The 16,332-nt window shown below is 69.8% G+C and carries 13 protein-coding genes; 5 read left to right on the top strand and 8 right to left on the bottom strand.

Features of this window, described 5'->3' with window-relative positions; all coding sequences use genetic code 11:
• Positions 1-16: 16 nt before the first annotated feature.
• Both F4X11_00485 and F4X11_00480 read right to left on the bottom strand, forming a co-directional pair.
• Positions 17-2,107 carry a hypothetical protein gene (locus F4X11_00485; protein MYN63503.1) on the bottom strand — a complete coding sequence of 697 codons (2,091 nt, stop codon included), beginning with the start codon at positions 2,105-2,107 and terminating at the stop codon, positions 17-19.
• A 492-nt stretch (positions 2,108-2,599) separates the two neighbouring features.
• Complete coding sequence (locus tag F4X11_00480) at positions 2,600-3,862, bottom strand: aminotransferase class V-fold PLP-dependent enzyme (GenBank protein MYN63502.1); 1,263 nt, start codon at positions 3,860-3,862, stop codon at positions 2,600-2,602.
• Positions 3,863-3,976: 114 nt separating this feature from the next.
• Here F4X11_00480 and F4X11_00475 point away from each other — a divergent pair, with 114 nt between their 5' ends.
• Positions 3,977-4,915, top strand: a complete 939-nt coding sequence (locus tag F4X11_00475) for a hypothetical protein (GenBank protein MYN63501.1) — start codon at positions 3,977-3,979, stop codon at positions 4,913-4,915.
• A gap of 18 nt (positions 4,916-4,933) precedes the next feature.
• On the opposite strand, the gene F4X11_00470 is transcribed toward F4X11_00475, so the two are convergent.
• From F4X11_00470 to F4X11_00460, 3 genes are all read right to left on the bottom strand, one after another.
• Complete coding sequence (locus F4X11_00470) at positions 4,934-5,611, bottom strand: DUF2490 domain-containing protein (protein MYN63500.1); 678 nt, start codon at positions 5,609-5,611, stop codon at positions 4,934-4,936.
• 207 nt (positions 5,612-5,818) lie between these two features.
• Positions 5,819-6,427 (bottom strand): NIPSNAP family protein, encoded by a 609-nt coding sequence (locus F4X11_00465; GenBank protein MYN63499.1) that lies wholly within the window; start codon positions 6,425-6,427, stop codon positions 5,819-5,821.
• Between the two features lie 18 nt (positions 6,428-6,445).
• Positions 6,446-7,540 carry a lipocalin-like domain-containing protein gene (locus F4X11_00460; protein MYN63498.1) on the bottom strand — a complete coding sequence of 365 codons (1,095 nt, stop codon included), beginning with the start codon at positions 7,538-7,540 and terminating at the stop codon, positions 6,446-6,448.
• Positions 7,541-7,711: 171 nt separating this feature from the next.
• Here F4X11_00460 and F4X11_00455 point away from each other — a divergent pair, with 171 nt between their 5' ends.
• From F4X11_00455 to F4X11_00445, 3 genes are read left to right on the top strand one after another with little or no spacing between them, the layout of a single operon-like run.
• Positions 7,712-8,968 (top strand): PQQ-dependent sugar dehydrogenase, encoded by a 1,257-nt coding sequence (locus F4X11_00455; GenBank protein MYN63497.1) that lies wholly within the window; start codon positions 7,712-7,714, stop codon positions 8,966-8,968.
• Positions 8,919-10,118, top strand: coding sequence for a metallophosphoesterase (locus F4X11_00450; protein ID MYN63496.1), 1,200 nt, complete (start codon positions 8,919-8,921; stop codon positions 10,116-10,118). Before F4X11_00455 ends, F4X11_00450 begins: the two co-directional genes overlap by 50 nt.
• A 3-nt stretch (positions 10,119-10,121) precedes the next feature.
• On the top strand, positions 10,122-11,927 hold the full coding sequence (locus F4X11_00445) for an AAA family ATPase (protein ID MYN63495.1): 1,806 nt from the start codon (positions 10,122-10,124) through the stop codon (positions 11,925-11,927).
• Between the two features lies 1 nt (position 11,928).
• On the opposite strand, the gene F4X11_00440 is transcribed toward F4X11_00445, so the two are convergent.
• Complete coding sequence (locus F4X11_00440) at positions 11,929-12,351, bottom strand: type II toxin-antitoxin system VapC family toxin (GenBank protein ID MYN63494.1); 423 nt, start codon at positions 12,349-12,351, stop codon at positions 11,929-11,931.
• On the bottom strand, positions 12,348-13,019 hold the full coding sequence (locus F4X11_00435; protein MYN63493.1) for a type II toxin-antitoxin system prevent-host-death family antitoxin: 672 nt from the start codon (positions 13,017-13,019) through the stop codon (positions 12,348-12,350). The genes F4X11_00440 and F4X11_00435 overlap by 4 nt, the downstream gene beginning before the upstream one ends.
• Here F4X11_00435 and F4X11_00430 point away from each other — a divergent pair.
• Positions 12,904-14,163 carry a Zn-dependent exopeptidase M28 gene (locus F4X11_00430; GenBank protein MYN63492.1) on the top strand — a complete coding sequence of 420 codons (1,260 nt, stop codon included), beginning with the start codon at positions 12,904-12,906 and terminating at the stop codon, positions 14,161-14,163. The two genes, F4X11_00435 and F4X11_00430, sit on opposite strands and share 116 nt — an antisense overlap.
• Positions 14,164-14,178: 15 nt before the next feature.
• On the opposite strand, the gene F4X11_00425 is transcribed toward F4X11_00430, so the two are convergent.
• Positions 14,179-16,332, bottom strand: a complete 2,154-nt coding sequence (locus F4X11_00425) for a S9 family peptidase (protein MYN63491.1) — start codon at positions 16,330-16,332, stop codon at positions 14,179-14,181.

Raw genomic sequence — 16,332 nt, 5'->3', positions numbered from 1 at the left:
GGGTATCGGGTCCCCGTCAGTACTTCAACCAGGTTCCCTGCAGGCCGGTCTGGCCGACCCCCGGCTGCGTCCAGTCGCAGACGCCGGCGTCGAAGATCTCGCGCAACTCCGCCTCCTGCTCCGCCGTGAACGTCGCGCCATAGTCGCCCAGGTCGATCGGCTTCAGCTCGCACTTGATGACGTCGCTGGCGAGCGGCGCCCCGGCCACCTCCCGCGGCGCCGGCGCCGACGGATACAGATCCTCGCAGCGACCGCTGCCGCGCACCTGCTCCTCGACGATACGGGTCGAATCGTCCTCCCGCGTCCAGCAGGCGTCGACCAGCTCGGCCGGCCTGGCCCCTGCCACCGCGTCGATCCGCGAGCCGTCCTTGTCCCCCGCCTCGAGATTCGCCAGCCACCGGTCCATCTGCGCCAGCGCGCCGCGCAGCACCGGGCTGCTGCTGCTGTAGAGGCCGTAGCGGTCGTCCTCGGTCAGCATCACGTGGTTGTCGGTGCGCCCGTTGGCCTTGCGCAGACGCTCGCGCATCGAGAACGAGTGGTAGCGGACGTGCACGTCGCCGTTTTCGCGATCGTCGCTGTAGGCGCGGTAGTCGATGATCGGCGTGTCGGACAGTCCGCCGCCGCCGCTGGTCAGCCGTCCCGTCTCGTAGGCCAGGCGCACGGCCTCCGGGTCCGCAACGGTCCGTTCCGCCTGGAAGCCGCCGTCCTGGTCGAAGCCACCGATGTGCCGGTTCAGATCGAGAAACTGCGCCGTCGTAATGTCGCCGTCCTCGAGCGCTCCAAGCCCGTACTGCACGCCGACGTTGTCGAGCGGCCGCCGCGCAAAGCCCGTCTCGGCGTCCCGGCCGTAGACGTTCACGTAGTGGCTGTAGACGTCGCAGCGGGCGCCCTCCGGGTTGTCGGTCGGGTGATAGCGGAGTTCCTCCGGCAACACGTCGGGGCAGAACTCGCCCACCTGGACCCGGCCGGCGTTGACTGACACGTTCGGCATCGTCGCGAGGTTCAGGAACCCGGCGACGGCCCGTTTCTGCTCCTCGGTGAACGGCACGGACGTCTCCCGGAAGTACCGATCCAGCAGCCGCGCGTCGGTGACCATCGGTACGGTTCCGAAGCCGACGTCCGGGAAGCTGCAGCCCGGGATGATGCCGTCGAGCAGGCCGGGATAGTTGTCGGCGATCTGATGGTTCTGATACGAGCCGCCGGAGCAGCCCCAGCCGATGGTGTAGCGCGGCGGGCCGTAGGCCTCGATGAACCGCTCCTTCACCATCATCATCGTCTCGGCGGCCAGCAGGTCGTTGCAGTTGTTCCCGTAGACGTTCAGGCTCGCCGACGCCACCGCGTAGCCCTGGCGCAGCATGACGTCGTCGGTGACGCCGCCGGTGCTCGCCCCCTGGCGGTACCAGCCGTTCACGCAGCCACCGCCGAACGTATAAATGAGGCGGCGGTTCCAGCCCGGCGACGCGGTCCACGCGTCCAGGCCCGGATCCCCGGCGCCCGGCGCGTGCAGCATCGCGATCTGGTAGACGGCGCGGTTGATGGTGCCGGTCTCGACGCGGACGACGTAGGGCACCTCGGCGCCGGTCAGCGTCGTCGCCGTAGTCGCGTCCGCGGGCAGCGCGTCCGGATCGGCCAGCGGCATCAGCGTGCCGTCCGCCGCGCGGTAGGCGTAGTCCACACGGCGCGCGACCGAGCAGTTCTCGTCCAACGGGACACCCAGCGTCTCGCCCGACGGCAACTCGAACGCATCGGTCTCGCAGACGAACGGCTGCTCGTGCGGTCCGGACAAAACCGGGCCCTCGACCGGATGGTTGACGAGCTCCAGCGCCGCCGCGGCGTCGTCGCCAGCCACGGTCACCGACACCTCGTTGGCTCCGTGCGACAGCCCGTCGACGATGCCCACCAGCCGGTGCAGGTCGGCATCGGCGCGAAACGTCCCGGTCGCATCGGTTCCATTGACCGCCACGCGAACGTCGGACAACGTCAGGTCCGCCGGGACGTCGATCTGCAGCAGCGCGTCGCCGCCGCTCACCGTGTCCGGACGACCCGACAGCACGTTCACCTCGATCTCGTCGGCGTACGCGCCCCCGACCAGAACGCTAGCCAACATCCCGGCCGCCAACATGGCGACCGCCCCGACGCTACCGATGATTCTCAGCTTGCGCATGGACCTCACTCCCTCGAACGGATTCGACTGCAAGATTATACGGAGGTGGTTCGTCGCGCTCAGTCGGTCGCCTCGGCGTCCTGGTCGGATCGCACGGACGCAGAATGGCGGGACCGGCGGGCGCGTTGCGCCTCCTCCAGGCTCCGGAACCTGAACACGCCGCGCGGACGCACGTGCGGCGCCATGGACCGGTACCGCGCACAGTGACGTATGAACCGCTCGAATCCGTCGTCCGACCCGGTCCGTACCCGCGCCGCGTTCATCTCTTCGATAGATCGGAAACGCTCGACAGCCATCCTATTCGTCCCTCCAGGGCGCGCAGCAGGTCGAGCAACTCCTCACGCTCCACGCGTCAAGCCTAACAGCCCGGTGGTCCGTTCCCTGCGCCTCCCGGAGCGTCGGAGAAAGACCCAGCCAGCGACTTGGCGGTGCTCCCTAGAAGCGCTCCTCGCGCAACGCCCGAGCGCCGGAAACCGCGCGGGCCACGTGCTCGGCGGTGTTGTAGACGTGCGGGCAGATGCGCAGGCCGCCGGTGGCGGCGCAGGCGATGCCGTGGCGCTCGTACAACGCGTCCACGAACGCGCCGCGTCGCGCCGAGTCCACCAGCGCGATGGCGACGCCACCGCTCAGCGCCGGCTCCAATGGCGTCACCAGCTCGAAACCGGCGTCATCGAGCCCGGCCTTGAGCATGGTCGCCAGCTCGACCACGCGCGCCTCGACGCGCTTCATCCCGAGCCGGTCATGGAACGCCACCGTGGTGCCGACCGCGGCCAGCGCCGCGTCGTCGCGCTGCCCCAGCGACTCGAACTTCCGCGCGCCCTTCGTCCGGGGCTCCACGGCGCCGCCCCAGCTCGGAGCGACGATGCTCGGCCAGATCTCCTCCACTCGATCCGCGCGGACATAGAGCAGCCCGACCTCTTTCGGCCCCATGAACCACTTGTGCGCGCTGCCGGTGAACGAGTCGCAGCCGAGATCACGCAGATCGACGTCGAGCGCACCCCAGCTCTGCGCCCCGTCGACGTGCACGTGAATCCCGCGCCGGTGAGCCATTTCGCACAGCTCGCGCACCGGGAGCCGCAGGCCGCTCACGTTGGAGACGTGCGTCAGAGCGAGAACCCGAGTCCGCGGGGTCAGCGCGCGCTCGAACACGCCGACCAACTCGTCCACGCCCGACGGCGCGACCGGCGTCGTCACCTTCTTCACGGCGAGCCCGTAGCGGGCCGCGCGCACCTCCCAGGCGACGTTGTTGGTCGGGTGATTCTGATCCCACACCACCACTTCGTCTCCGGCGTCGAGCGGAACGCCCGCGTTGACGACGTTGTTCGCCTCGCTCGTGTTGCGCACGAGCGCGATCTCGTCCGCGGTGACCCCGAGCTGCGCGGCCACGGCTTCGCGCGACTTCTCGAGCAGCGGACCGAACTTCGCGCGGTTGGGGAACGAGCAGTCGACGTCGATATCACGCGTCAGCTCGCGCACCCGATCGGCCACCACGCGCGGCGACGGACACAGGTTGGCGGCATTCATCGGCACGCGTTCGTCCCGGAACGCGAACTGCCGGCGCACCTCCTCCCAGAGCGCCTCCGCCCCTTGGCCAGGGTGCGACTGCACCCCGGCGGCACGGCCGGACAGGATCGGGTGGACGACGCCGCCGACCGCGAGCGTCTGCAGGAACCGGCGCCGGTTGGTGTCGACGATCATGGGAACCTCCAGCAGTTCGCCCGGGCTGCCAAGTCACCGCGTTGCACGTCATCGAGTGGTTCACATAGCCTACCCTCTCGGCACCCCGACCGCCGACCCCGAGGAGCAGGTTTCATGCAATCAGGCAGATTTCTCAGCGCCGTCGTTCTCTTCCTCGCCGCCGGCACCCTGGCCGGCCCCACGGTTCTCGGCCAGCAGGTTCCGGTGAACAACGTGCTTCCGCTGCTCGACGCGGAAAAGCCGATCTTCGGACAGTTCGTCAACTATCTGGGCATCGGCAGCGACCGCGAATCCGCCGTCGGCCATGCCGCCGACCGGGCATTCGATTTCGTCGTCTACGACCTCGAGCACACCCCCTTCGACATCCCGCGACTGACCAGGTACCTGCAATGGCTGCTCGACCGCCGCGTCATCGCCGAGGAAGGCCTTACGGCGACGAAGACCGTCTTCGTGCGCATGCCGGTCAACTCGCGCGAGATGAACGAGTGGGTCGCCAAGAACGTTCTCGACACCGGCGTGCACGGACTGGTCTTCCCGCACACGGAAACCGTCGACCAGGTGCTGCACGCCGTGCGGTCGATGCGGTATCCGCAGGCGCCCGGCGTCGAGGACCTCGAGCCTGTCGGCATCCGGGGATCCAGCCCGGCGATAGCCGCCCGCTACTGGGGCCTGTCGGGCGGCGAGTATCGGCAGCGGGCCGATATCTGGCAGCTCGACCCGGCCGGGAGTCTCATTCCGATCTTCATCATCGAGAACCGAACCGGCGTTGAGAACGTGCGCGCCATCGCGCGGGCGCTCAGCGAGCGCAACATCGGCGCGATCCTCTGGGCCGGATCCGGCGACATGAGCGTCTCGTACGCCGGCGACCAGGCGGCGGTCGACGCCGGTCTCGACACCGTGATCGACGCGGCCCGGGAGTTCGGCCTGCCCGCCGGCATCAACGGTATCGCCAATCTCTCGGAGCGATACGAGCAAGGCGTCCGCATGTTCGTCAGCATCGGGGTCGGATCGCGGCCTCCGACCAACGAGGAGCGCGCGGCGGTGGGGCGATAACGGTCACCCCGTTTCCCACTAGCGAACGGAGGTCCGTCTCGCGGCCAGATCGAGACTCCACTCCGACAGGACGGCGTGCCGCGGCCGCCAGGTCGCGCCGGACCTGCGCCGTTCGAACTGGTAGGCGCCTATGAAGGAGTGCCCGGACCCGAGACGCCAGCGAACCCCGGCCCGAGACCGTGACCGCACGAAGCCCTGGCGCTCGAAGGCCAGCGACTGGTAGAGCCATGGCGACACGCGCGCGCTCGGGCGCTCGATCTCCACCTGCTGGCGGTAGCGGTTGAAGTCGCCGCTGTCCCGCCTGCCGACATGGCGCTCGTAGAGCGTGGTGCCCTCTACCCGGACGCCCCGCCGCAGCAGCGGATACGACAGTCCGGCGTGCAGGCGGTGATCCCAGGCGTGGCCGGAGCCGAGGCCGGCCGGTGTCCGGTTCAGCAGGATGTAGCCGAGCGTCACGCTTGCCAGGTCGCTCAGCGTGAACTCCACGTCGGTCCGGGCTCGTCGGTCGTACACGCTCCCCAGAGAATCCCGGATGCGGGCGACGCCGCCGACGGTCCAATCGATCCGGTCGGACGCCAGGACGCCGACCTCGACCTCCGTCCAGGACTGGACGTCGTCGGCAGCGACCGGGCACTCCCCGAGCAGGACCATGAGCACGGCGAGCAGCGAGACATGCGACGCGGCGATCCTGGTCATGGAACCTGGGCCGGGTTGAACGCAGCAGGAGGCAGACGGGGCGGAGGTTCCGTTGCCGGCCAAGCCCGTTGACCGGGCAAGCTCGAATGAACGGGTAACCCAGGTTGAAGAGGGTTCCCGAAACGGCGAACGGGCCGCCGTGGCGCCCACGACGGCCCGTATCGCAACGTATCGTCCCGTTTCGCGGGAACAGCGCTCGACTTCGAACTACTTGAGTTTGGAGTAGTCGCTGGAGCTCAGCATGAAGACCTCGATCCCCTCGAGCGGCGCGGGGTACTTCGCGAGGAGCGCGTCCCACTCCGGATCGTCGCGGAACGCGGCCCAGACCTCTTCCCGGTGGGCGCGATCGCGATAGGCCAGCATCCAGACCAGCCGGTTCGGATTGTCGAGGTTCTGCCACACGGCGATGATCTCGGCGCCGTGCTTCTCGAAGATGGCGACCTCGCCGTCGCGGAACCGCTGGTGCAGCTCGTCGATGCCGCCGTTGCCGTCCACGGGCGGACGGGCCGTGTACATGCGAATCTCGAAGCAGCGCGCGTCGGCGCCCACGTTGTTGGACAGCTCGGCCGGCAACTGGGCGGCCGGGCCGCACGGCGCCGGCGGATCATCCTGGCCGGCGTTGGCCACGCCGAGGAAGCTGAAGCCGATGATGAGAGCGAGTACCAATGTACGCATCACGATCCCCCTGTGGAAGATTCCCGGAAGTCGGCACCGCAGCCGGCTCCGCGCGAGCGCGGACCCCGCCCGGTGCGTGTCGGACCGCATTGTATGGCAGGCGGTCCCGTCCCACCAATCGCTCAGGGAACCGTCACGCACGGCAGGTCTCCGCCACCGTCACCGATCCTGTCCCGCTTCGGGATCGAGCGTGCCGAGCCGGTTCCAGAAAACGCTGGTCTGCACCTCCCGCCCGTCGATCGTCGCGACCGGCGGCCGGAGGATGAGCTGGCCGTCGCGGAACTCGAAGGCGCGGGGCGCCTCGACGCCGATGCCGGCCGGATCGAGATGGCCCGCGCGATGGTGCACGACGACCCCCTCCCCGGCGTCGACGCTGAAGGGACCGAAGTAGCTGGCGTAGCTCTCCATCGCGGCGTGGGCCTCCAGCACCGTCGGCCGGGGCCCCTCGTAGGGCCGTCGATCGGGTCGCATCAGATGCACCGCCATGTAGCCGGAGGGCATGTAGATGAGGTAGCCGGCGGCGAACTGCCCGGTCGGCAACGCCGTACCGTCGACGGTCCGCCGCTCGATCCGGTCGATCTCCCAGAACCCGAGGAACGGCCTCGTTTCGTCATCGCTGTCCGCCGTCGGCGGGAGCCGCTCCCAGACGTTGCGCAACTCGATGCCGGTGGTGCCGTAGGCGCATCCGCGATCCGTGACGTACGAGTCCGGACACTGCCGCCCGGGCAACAGCACGAGCTGGTCGGCGTCGAACTCGTAGAACGGCTCGAGCCGGCCGCCGGTCAGGCGCGGGTTGAGACTGCCCGCGATCCGCTGCGACACGAAGCCTCGCGCCTCGTCGACCACGTAGGGACCGAAGTACGAGGTGTAGCGCTCGACAGCGTCCAGCACGTCGTCGGACGCGGACCCACTGTCCGCGCCCGCCGGGTCGACTTCCTCCTGCATGACCATCGCCATCCGCTCGCCGTCGAACATCACGAACCCGAGCGTCGGCGCCAGGCCGATCGTCGGATGCATGAGGTGGGAAAGCGGCGCCCCGGTCTGGTCGTAGCGTTCAACCCGCGCCAGCCTCCAGGTTCCGATGAAGCTCGCCGGCGGGTCCACCGGCTCGGCGGTTCCTGCCGAACCAGCCGCCGCGTCGTGCGCCGCGGGGTCCACTCCCGGAGCGGGAGCCTGGCAGGCGCCGAGGACACTGGCAAGCGTCATGCTGGCCACGACCCCGGCCGGGAGCCGACAGTCGTTCATCGTCATCATCTGCTCACTCTACCTGCTGGCAAGGCCGGATATCGACTGCCGAATGCCGGCAACATACCGCCTCGCGCCTGCGTAGCAGCCGCGCTTGCACGATCGAGCCGAACCCGCGCAGCAACGACGGCTTCGGTAGAATGAGCCGCGGGTCTGTCAAGCCGCCTGGAGGTCGCCATCATGTACAGCACACCGACCGCCTGCCGTCGCCTCGCCCCCTGCATCGCGCTGGCCGGCGCACTGCTGCTCGTCGCGCCGGCCGGCGCCGCGATGCAGCAGGACCAGACAGAAGAGCCTCCGGGGCTCCCTGCCGTCCCCCTGCCGGACGAGCCGCTCGTGCTCAACACGCACGCCATCGCCGAGGTCCGCGTGGTCGTCGTGGCCAGGGGACTGTCCCATCCGTGGAGCATGGCGTTTCTGCCCGACGGCGGCATCCTGATCACCGAGCGCGACGCCGGACGCCTGCGAATGATTCGGGACGGCGTGCTCGACCCGGAGCCGCTCGAAGGCGTGCCGGAAGTCTTGTCCCGGGGACTGGCCGGCCTGATGGACGTGGCCCTGCATCCCGGGTTCGACGAGAACCGGCTCGTCTATCTCAGCTACACGCGGCCCTTGCCGGGCGAAACCGGCACCGTCGCCGTCGTCCGCGGACGTCTCGACGGCATGGCGCTGCGCGACGTAGAGGACGTGTTCGTCGCCGAACCGTTCGGCGGAACCACCGCGGGAGCCCGCATGGCGTTCGCGCCCGGCGGCCTGCTGTATCTGACCGTCGGCGGCGCCTTCCGCACCGATCCTCTCGATTCGCGGGCGCAGGATCCGCGCACGCACGCCGGCAAGCTGTTGCGGCTGCGGGACGATGGCGCCGTCCCCGACGACAACCCGTTCGCCGGCCGGCCGGGCTTCAAGCCGGAGATCTACTCGCTGGGGCACCGGAACCAGAACGGCCTGACGCTGCATCCGGAGACGTTCGCGCCCATGACGGTCGAGCACGGCGTGCAGGGCGGCGACGAGCTGAACCTGATCGAGGCCGGCAGGAACTACGGGTGGCCCGTCGTGTCCTACGGACGGCAGTACACCGGCGTCCCCGTCGGCGACGGGTTCTGGGCGCCCGGCATGGACGAGCCCCTGGTCTTCTGGGTGCCGTCCATCGCCCCGTCGGGACTCGCCTGGTACACGGGCGACCGTTTTCCGGCCTGGAAGGGCAACCTGTTCGTCGGATCGATGCAGACCGGCCGAATCCCGGGCACCGGACACCTGGAACGTATCGTGTTCAACGAGAACGACGAGGAGTTGGCCCGGGAGTGGCTCCTGACCGAGCTCCGGCAGCGGATTCGCGACGTGCGGCAGAGCCCGGACGGCCTGCTCTACGTGCTGACCGACGCGGACGATGGAGCCCTGCTCCGAATCGAACCGGTGGAGCCGGCCGAGGAGCCGTAGAACCGCCGGTGGCCGGGACGCGCTTTCCAACCGGGTGTCGCGCGTGAAGATCGTTCACTTCGCCGACCTCCATCTCGACTCCGGGTTCGCGTGGGCGGGAGCCGATGGAGCCGCGGCAAGACAGCGCCGGCAGTCGCTGCGCGACTCGCTGAAGCGCATCGCGGAGTTGGCGGCCGACATCGAGGCCGGCGCGCTCTTCTGCGGCGGCGATCTCTACGAGCACGACCGGGCGACCCCCGACACCGCCCGATTTCTCCAGGCTGCATTCGCCCATCTCGCCCCTTGCCCCGTCTACATCGCGCCGGGCAATCACGACTGGTACGGTCCGGACAGTCTCTACGCGCTCGTTGACTGGAGCCCCAACGTCCATGTCTTCCGCGAGCCGCGCCTGGAACCCGTGGACCTCGGCAACGGCCTGACCCTGTGGGGCGCCGCCCACTGCGCTCCGGCGAACACGGGCAACTTCTTCGAGGGATTCCTGGCGGAGGGACCCGGCGTGCATGTGGCCCTCTGCCATGCCGCGGAGCGGACAGGACTCGCCGAGCAAGGCAGCGAGAAGCTGCCGCACGCCCCGTTCGACGCGCGGGACATCGAGCGCGCCGGCCTGCAGCATGCGTTCCTCGGCCACTACCACCGGCCGCGGGACGCGGCGCGCCACACCTACCCCGGGAATCCGGATCCGCTGGCGTTCGGGGAGGATGGCGAACGCGGCGCGGTGGTGGCCACCATCGGCGCGGACGGTTCGGTGACACGAGAGCGGCGCCTCGTCGCAGCGACGGCCGCGCACGACCTGTTGCTCGGCATCACCGGCTGCACTTCGCAGCAGGCGGTACGCGATCGCCTGGGACGGGTTGCGGACGGCCGGCGCGGCGTCGCGCGGCTGACGGTGGAAGGTGAGCTGCATCCCGAGGTCGACCTCCGCGAGGAGGATCTGCGCCAGGTGCTGCTCCGGTCCTTCGATGCCGTCCAGGTCCGCTTCTCCGCCATGCACGCAGGCTACGACACCGAGGAGATAGTCCGGGAAGAGACGGTACGCGGCCAGTTCGTACGGGACGTGCTCGAGGCCGGGCTGCCGGACGACGAGGCGCGGCGTGTGCTGGCGGCCGGCCTGCGGGCGCTCGAAGGCCGGACGGACCTGGAGACCCTCTGACCGATGCGGTTCGAATCGGTTCGCGCGCACCCCTTCGGGCCGTTCGACGACGACACCCTGACCCTGGCACCGGGCCTGAACGTGGTCTATGGGACGAACGAGGCGGGCAAATCGACGTGGCACGCAGCACTCTACGCCGGGCTCTGCGGCATGCGGCGACGCAAGGGTGGGCTGAGCGCGGAGGACAAGCGTTTCCGGGACCGCCACCGGCCCTGGGACGGCAACGGCGAATGGGCGGTCTCGGCCGTGGTGGCGCTCGAGGACGGCCACCGCGTCGAGCTGCATCACGACCTCGCCAACCGGGTCAACTCCAGCGCCGTCGACGCCGACCTGGCCGGGCGCGACTACGCGGGCCGGATCACGTACGAGGGCGCACCGGACGGATCACGGTGGCTCGGACTCAACCGCCGGTCCTTCCTCGGCGTGGCCTGCGTCCGGCAGGCGCAAATCCTCGGGCTGCTCAATGACGCCGGCGCGCTCCAGGAGGATTTGCAGCGCGCCGCGGCAACGGCCGGCGCAGACGAGACCGCCGCACGGGCCCTGGAGCTGCTCGCCACGTACCGCAAGGAACAGGTGGGGTCCGAGCACGCTCCGAAGAAGCCGCTGCGGACTTCCCGCGAACGGGTGGACGCCGCGCTGTCGGCCCTGGAACGGGCACGGGAAGCCCAGGCGCACTATCTCGCTCGCCGACGCGATGTAGAGCAACTCGCACGGGAAGCGCAAGCACTCGAGGAGGAGGCGGCGGCGCTGCGGGCGGCGCGCGCGGCAGAGGCCGCGGAAGACGCCGAGCGCCGGGCGGGCCACGCGGCGGAGCTCCCGGCCCTGTTCCCCGCCGGACCTCCCCGTTCCGCCGCTGCGGGGTCAGGGCCGCGGACCGCGGCCGTAGTCCACGCCGCGGCGCCGTACGTCGCCGCGGCCGCGGTGGCGGCCGGCGTCGCACTGGCCCTGACCGATTTCAGCCTGCCGGGCCTTCTCACCGGCGCCCCGGGTCTCGGCTATCTGGCGTGGTGGTGGCTCTCGAAGCGGCGGGCGGCGGCAGCGGCGGCGGAAGGGCGACGGCTGCTCGGGGAGCTCCGGGCCGAAGCCGGACGCCTGCGTGACGAGGCCGTTGCGCTGGCCGAGCCGGTGGACCCGAGCGCGCTCCAGGCGGCGCGCGGCGCGGCGCCGGACCGGCTCGAAGCCGCGGAGCACGAGGCCCGCAGGGCGCGCGACGCCTGCCATACCGCCCGCGGCCGGATCGAGCAGCTCGCCGGGGACGTGCCCAACATGGCGGATGCGGAGGACGAGCTGGCTGCCGCACGAAGCGAGCTGGGGCGGGTCGAAAAGCTCGACCGGACGCTGGCCAGGACCATCGAGTTCCTCGAGCGCGCCGAGGAGCGCGTGCACCGCAACGTGGCGCCCGTGCTCCGCGCTACCGCCCTCGAGTGGCTGCCGCGGGTCACCGGCGGGCGCTACACCGACTGCAAGGTCGATCCGGAATCCCTGCAGGTCGACGTCCGGAACGGCCACGGCCCCTGGCGGCGCGCCGCGCTCCTTTCGCACGGCGCCGCCGAGCAGATCTACCTGCTGCTGCGGCTCGCCCTCTCGCGCCATCTCGTCGCGCCGGGGGAGGTCTGCCCGCTGATCCTCGACGATGTGGTGGCCGCGTGCGACGTCGAGCGCAAGCAGACCGTGCTGGAAACCCTGCAGGCGGTAGGGGCGGAAACGCAGGTGATTCTGTTCACGCACGAAGAAGACGTGCGGGCGTGGGCGCGGCAACGGCTGTCGGCGCCCCGGGACGCCCTGACGGAGCTGCCTCGTCCGCGCTGAATCAGGGCAGCACGGTAAACCCCTCGCGCCGTGCCGCGTCGCGCAACCGGTCATCGAGGGACAGAAAGCGCTCGCCCCGCGGATGCCCCTCGCACCACGCGAGCGCCGCGGCGAGCTGGAACGCGTCGGCCGCCCGCAGGCGGTGGGTCGCCACCAGTTCGCTCGCCCGGCGGCGAACGAACTCCCCGGGCGCCACCGTGTCGGCGTCTTCCGTGAACGCATGAAGACGGAGAAGCGCCGCGTCGAGCGCGGCCTGCCCGATCGACTCCTCCCGATGGGAGCGATAGAGAGCGGCGGCGCATTCGACCGCCGTGCCCCGCCAGACGGTCAGCCCCCGGTCGGCCGCAAGGTGGTCCGTCAGCGTCGTCGATTGCGGGCTCGGCGCGATGAGCGGGACGACCGCGGAGCTGTCCCAGAACATCATCGGCCTCCCATGCGGTCGGCGAGCAGCGCCGCGAGTATTCGCGCCCCGAACGGTTCGCCCGAGGGAGGGGTGAGCAACCCCGGCCGCGCGGAACCGCGCCCGAGCTTCAGCGATCCGGCCCGCGCAAGTCGATCCCGGCGGCTCGTGCCCTGCTCGGCGGGTTCCAGAAACAGGCTCTCGGCGCCGGCCGCAGGTATCGATGGCCCGGAAGGGTTCGCCGGCCGGCCGGCCGTCTCGATGGCCGTGAGCCGGGCGACCGGCAGACCGTGCTCGGTCACCACGACCTCACTGCCCGCCTTCACGTGTCCGAGGTACTCGTTCAGGCGCTCCCTCAGGCTCGCCGCGGTGGCGGTGATCTTCATGCGGACACTATGGTAGCCCGCCCGACGGCCGGTCAAGTCGGACGGACTCGCGGGCCGTCGCGGCAGAACCGTCTCCCGATCCCCGTCGAGGAGAATCGCGGGCAGGAGCACGGCGGGTAGCGGAACGGCTCGGAGACGTACAATGGCGACGATGTCGTCTCGGAGCGGGAATGGGATCAAGGAGAGACCGATGCGCGCTTTTGCAGCAGGGCTGGCTGTCGTTCTGGCGTTGGTGATCGGATCGGGTCCGGGTGCCGTGGTCTCCGGCCAACAACCGGACGGCAACGACGACACGGCCAATCCCATCGCCGAGCTGGTCGGCCGTCTCGATCTGGAGCGCTACAAGGCCGTCATCAAGGGCCTCACGCAGTTCGGGGACCGGCGGCAGGGGACGCAGCGCAACCGCGACGCCGTCGACTGGATCGAGGCCTGGCTGGAGGCGGCCGGCTGCCCCACCGAGCGTCTCCACTACACCTACGATCCGCCGCCGCGCACCGGCGGGGGCCGCGGCAGACCGTCCGCGCCCCTGAACCCCACGGAGCCGACGCCGACCGGCGGGCGCATCGGGCGCAACGGAAGCGGTGCGGGCGGCAGCTCGATCTTCGGCTACCGCGTGCGCACCGGCGTGGTCCGCGACCCGCTGATGCAGCCGGACGAGGCGCTGCGCGCGCTCAACCTGGAGGAGCCGGTCAACGGCGACCGCTCGCAGGTGTACTGCACCAGGGTGGGAACCACGCGGCCCGACGAGATGTACATCCTCGGCGCCCACATGGACGGGCACGGCTTCGGCGAGGCGGCCGACGACGACGCGTCCGGGACGGCCCTGGTGATGGAGCTGGCGCGCATTCTCAGCGCGCCGGACGTGCAGACGGAGGTCTCGATCCGCTTCGCGCTCTGGAACGACGAGGAGGTCGGACTCATCGGCAGCCGCGCCTACGTCGAGCAGCGGCGCGAGCGGCAGGGACTGGAGAATCCGCCCGGCTCCGGACTGTACCCCGAGCCGCGCTGGCTCGGGATGATCCAGCACGACATGATGCTGTTCGACCACGGGGCGCCGGGACCGGACGGCGTGGTCAGCCGCGACCAGCGGCGCGAGGCGGACGTGAACATCGAGTTCCAGTCGAGCTCGGACCTGGCCGACGAGTCGCGGGACCTCGCGTTCCGCTTCAAGGCAGCCAACGACGCCTACGCCACCGACTACCCCGCGGCGGTCGGACCGCACATGAGCAGCACGGACTCGATGCCGTTCATGAACATCACGCCGTCGATCAGCCTGCGCGAGAACGAGCGCGGCATGCACGTCGGGGCCGGCTGGAACCCCCACTGGCACCAGCCGACCGACCTCTACGTGACCTACACCGACGACGACTTCCGGCTCGGGCTGAACGCGGCGCAGACCACGCTGGCCGCGATCGCCGGGCTGGCCGGGGCCAGCATCACCGGTCCCTGATGGCCCGAGCCGGCGTCATTGCGCTACATCCTCGCCGGCGAGGTCGAGGATGAAGGCGTACTCGAACGCAAGCTCCTCGTAGCGGCGGTCGCGGCCGGAGCCGCCGCCGTGGCCGCCGTCCATGTGCGTCTTCAGGAGCAGCCGGTTGTCGTCGGTCTTCAGCGCCCGCAGCTTCGCCACCCACTTCGCGGGCTCCCAGTACTGCACCTGCGAATCGTGCAGTCCGGTCGTGACGAGCAGGTTCGGATACCCCTTGGCCTCGACCTGGTCGTAGGGCGAGTAGGAGAGCATGTACTCGTATGCCTCCCGCTCGGCGGGATTGCCCCACTCGTCGAACTCGAAGGTGGTGAGCGGTATCGACGTATCGAGCATGGTCGTGACGACGTCGACGAAGGGCACGTGCGCGACGACGCCGCGGAAGAGCTCGGGCCGCATGTTGGTCACCGCGCCCATCAGCAGGCCGCCGGCGCTGCCGCCGGTGGCGAACAGCTTCGAAGGGCTCGTGTAGCCGCCGGCGACCAGGAAATCGGCGACGTCGATGAAGTCGGTGAAGGTGTTCTTCTTGTTGAACATCTTCCCGTCGTCGTACCAGGACCGCCCGAGCTCCTGCCCCCCGCGGACGTGGGCGATGGCGTACACGAACCCGCGGTCGAGGAGGCTGACGCGCGGGGAAGAGAAGGTCGCATCCATGGCGTACCCGTACGCCCCGTACGCACCCAGCAGGAGCGGATTGGTCCCGTCCTTCTCCAGCCCCCTCCGATAGACCAGCGACACCGGCACTTCCACCCTTCCGTCGCGCGCGGGCGCATCGAGGCGCTCCACCACGTACCGGACGCGGTCGTAGCCACCCAGGACCTCGTCCTCCTTCAGCAGCATCCGCTCGCGCGTCGTCATGTCGTAGTCGTAGACGGCGCTCGGCGCCGAGAGCGACGTGTAGCCGAAGCGCAGCACGTCCGTGTCGACCTCCCGGTTGGCGGACAGGTAGGCGAGGTACGCGGGTTCGTCGAACGCGATGTAGTGCTCCTCCCCGTTCCAGGGACGCACGCGGAGCCGGGTCAGCCCGCTCTCGCGCTCGGACAGCACGAGGTGGTCCCGAAAGAGCTCGAAGTACTGCAACAGGACGTCGCCGCGGTGCGGGATCACCGTTTCCCAGTGCTCCGTGCCCGTGCGGCCGACCGGCGTGCGCATCAACTGGAAGTTCTCGGCGCCGTCCCGGTTGGTCCGGATGTAGAAGTGGTCGCCGAGATGGTCGATGCTGTGCTCGTGTCCGCGGGCGCGCGGCAGGAACACCCGGAAGTCGCCGTCCGGCTCGGCGGCGTCCACGAAGCGGTGTTCGTCGGTGATGGTGTGCGACGACGAGATGACGATGTAGCGCTTCGATTTCGTCTTGCGGACGAAAACGCTGAACTCCTCGTCCTCTTCGTGAAACACGAGCTCGTCCTGTCCGGGATCGGAGCCGACCGCGTGGCGGTAGATCCGATCCGCGCGCAGCGTGGTGGCATCGCGCCGGGCATAGAACAGCGTCCGGTTGTCCTCGGCCCACGCCATGTTGCCCGACGCCCCCTCGATCGCCTCGGGATACGACCGGCCGGTCGCCAGGTCCTTGATTCGGATGGTGTAGATGCGCCGTCCGCGCGTGTCCTCGGCATAGGCCATGAGGCTGCCGTCCGAGCTGACGTTGGGAAACGCGTTGTAGAAATCGTGCCCCTCGGCCAGCGCGTTGACGTCGAGAATCACCTCTTCGTCGGCGTCCAGCGACCCATGCTTGCGCGCGTAGATGGGATAGTCGCGGCCTTCCTCGACCCGGCTGTAGTAGAAGTAATCGCCGTCCTTCACCGGCACCGAGAGATCGGTCTGCCTGATGCGCCCCTTGATCTCGTCGAAGAGCTCTTTCTGCAACTCCTCGGTGTGCGCCATCCGGGCGTCGGTGTAGGCATTCTCGACCTCGAGGTACGCGACGACGTCCGGGTTCTCGCGCTGGTTGAGCCAGTAGTAGTTGTCGATTCGCGTATGCCCGTGCGCCTCGAGCCGCTCCGGGATCACCTTCGCTACCGGGGCCTCGCTCGGCGCGACCTGAGCGGTTGCGTTTCCGGCGCCTCCCACTATTGCCGCGAAGACGGCGGCGAGACCGACGACGAGCACGCGAGCAAGCACCCGTTCTGCGGACAC

Source organism: Acidobacteriota bacterium, from assembly GCA_009861545.1.
Taxonomy (GTDB): domain Bacteria; phylum Acidobacteriota; class Vicinamibacteria; order Vicinamibacterales; family UBA8438; genus WTFV01.
This window is presented reverse-complemented; position numbering and strand designations above follow the sequence as displayed.

Excerpts from the sequence above, each read along its gene's own strand:
- F4X11_00485 (MYN63503.1), bottom strand. The coding sequence starts at position 2,107 with ATGTTGGCTAGCGTTCTGGTCGGGGGCGCGTACGCCGACGAGATCGAG.
- F4X11_00480 (MYN63502.1), bottom strand. The coding sequence starts at position 3,862 with ATGATCGTCGACACCAACCGGCGCCGGTTCCTGCAGACGCTCGCGGTC.
- F4X11_00475 (MYN63501.1), top strand. The coding sequence starts at position 3,977 with ATGCAATCAGGCAGATTTCTCAGCGCCGTCGTTCTCTTCCTCGCCGCC.
- F4X11_00470 (MYN63500.1), bottom strand. The coding sequence starts at position 5,611 with ATGACCAGGATCGCCGCGTCGCATGTCTCGCTGCTCGCCGTGCTCATG.
- F4X11_00460 (MYN63498.1), bottom strand. The coding sequence starts at position 7,540 with ATGATGACGATGAACGACTGTCGGCTCCCGGCCGGGGTCGTGGCCAGC.
- F4X11_00455 (MYN63497.1), top strand. The coding sequence starts at position 7,712 with ATGTACAGCACACCGACCGCCTGCCGTCGCCTCGCCCCCTGCATCGCG.
- F4X11_00450 (MYN63496.1), top strand. The coding sequence starts at position 8,919 with ATGGAGCCCTGCTCCGAATCGAACCGGTGGAGCCGGCCGAGGAGCCGT.
- F4X11_00445 (MYN63495.1), top strand. The coding sequence starts at position 10,122 with ATGCGGTTCGAATCGGTTCGCGCGCACCCCTTCGGGCCGTTCGACGAC.
- F4X11_00440 (MYN63494.1), bottom strand. The coding sequence starts at position 12,351 with ATGATGTTCTGGGACAGCTCCGCGGTCGTCCCGCTCATCGCGCCGAGC.
- F4X11_00430 (MYN63492.1), top strand. The coding sequence starts at position 12,904 with ATGCGCGCTTTTGCAGCAGGGCTGGCTGTCGTTCTGGCGTTGGTGATC.
- F4X11_00435 (MYN63493.1), bottom strand. The coding sequence starts at position 13,019 with ATGGGATTGGCCGTGTCGTCGTTGCCGTCCGGTTGTTGGCCGGAGACC.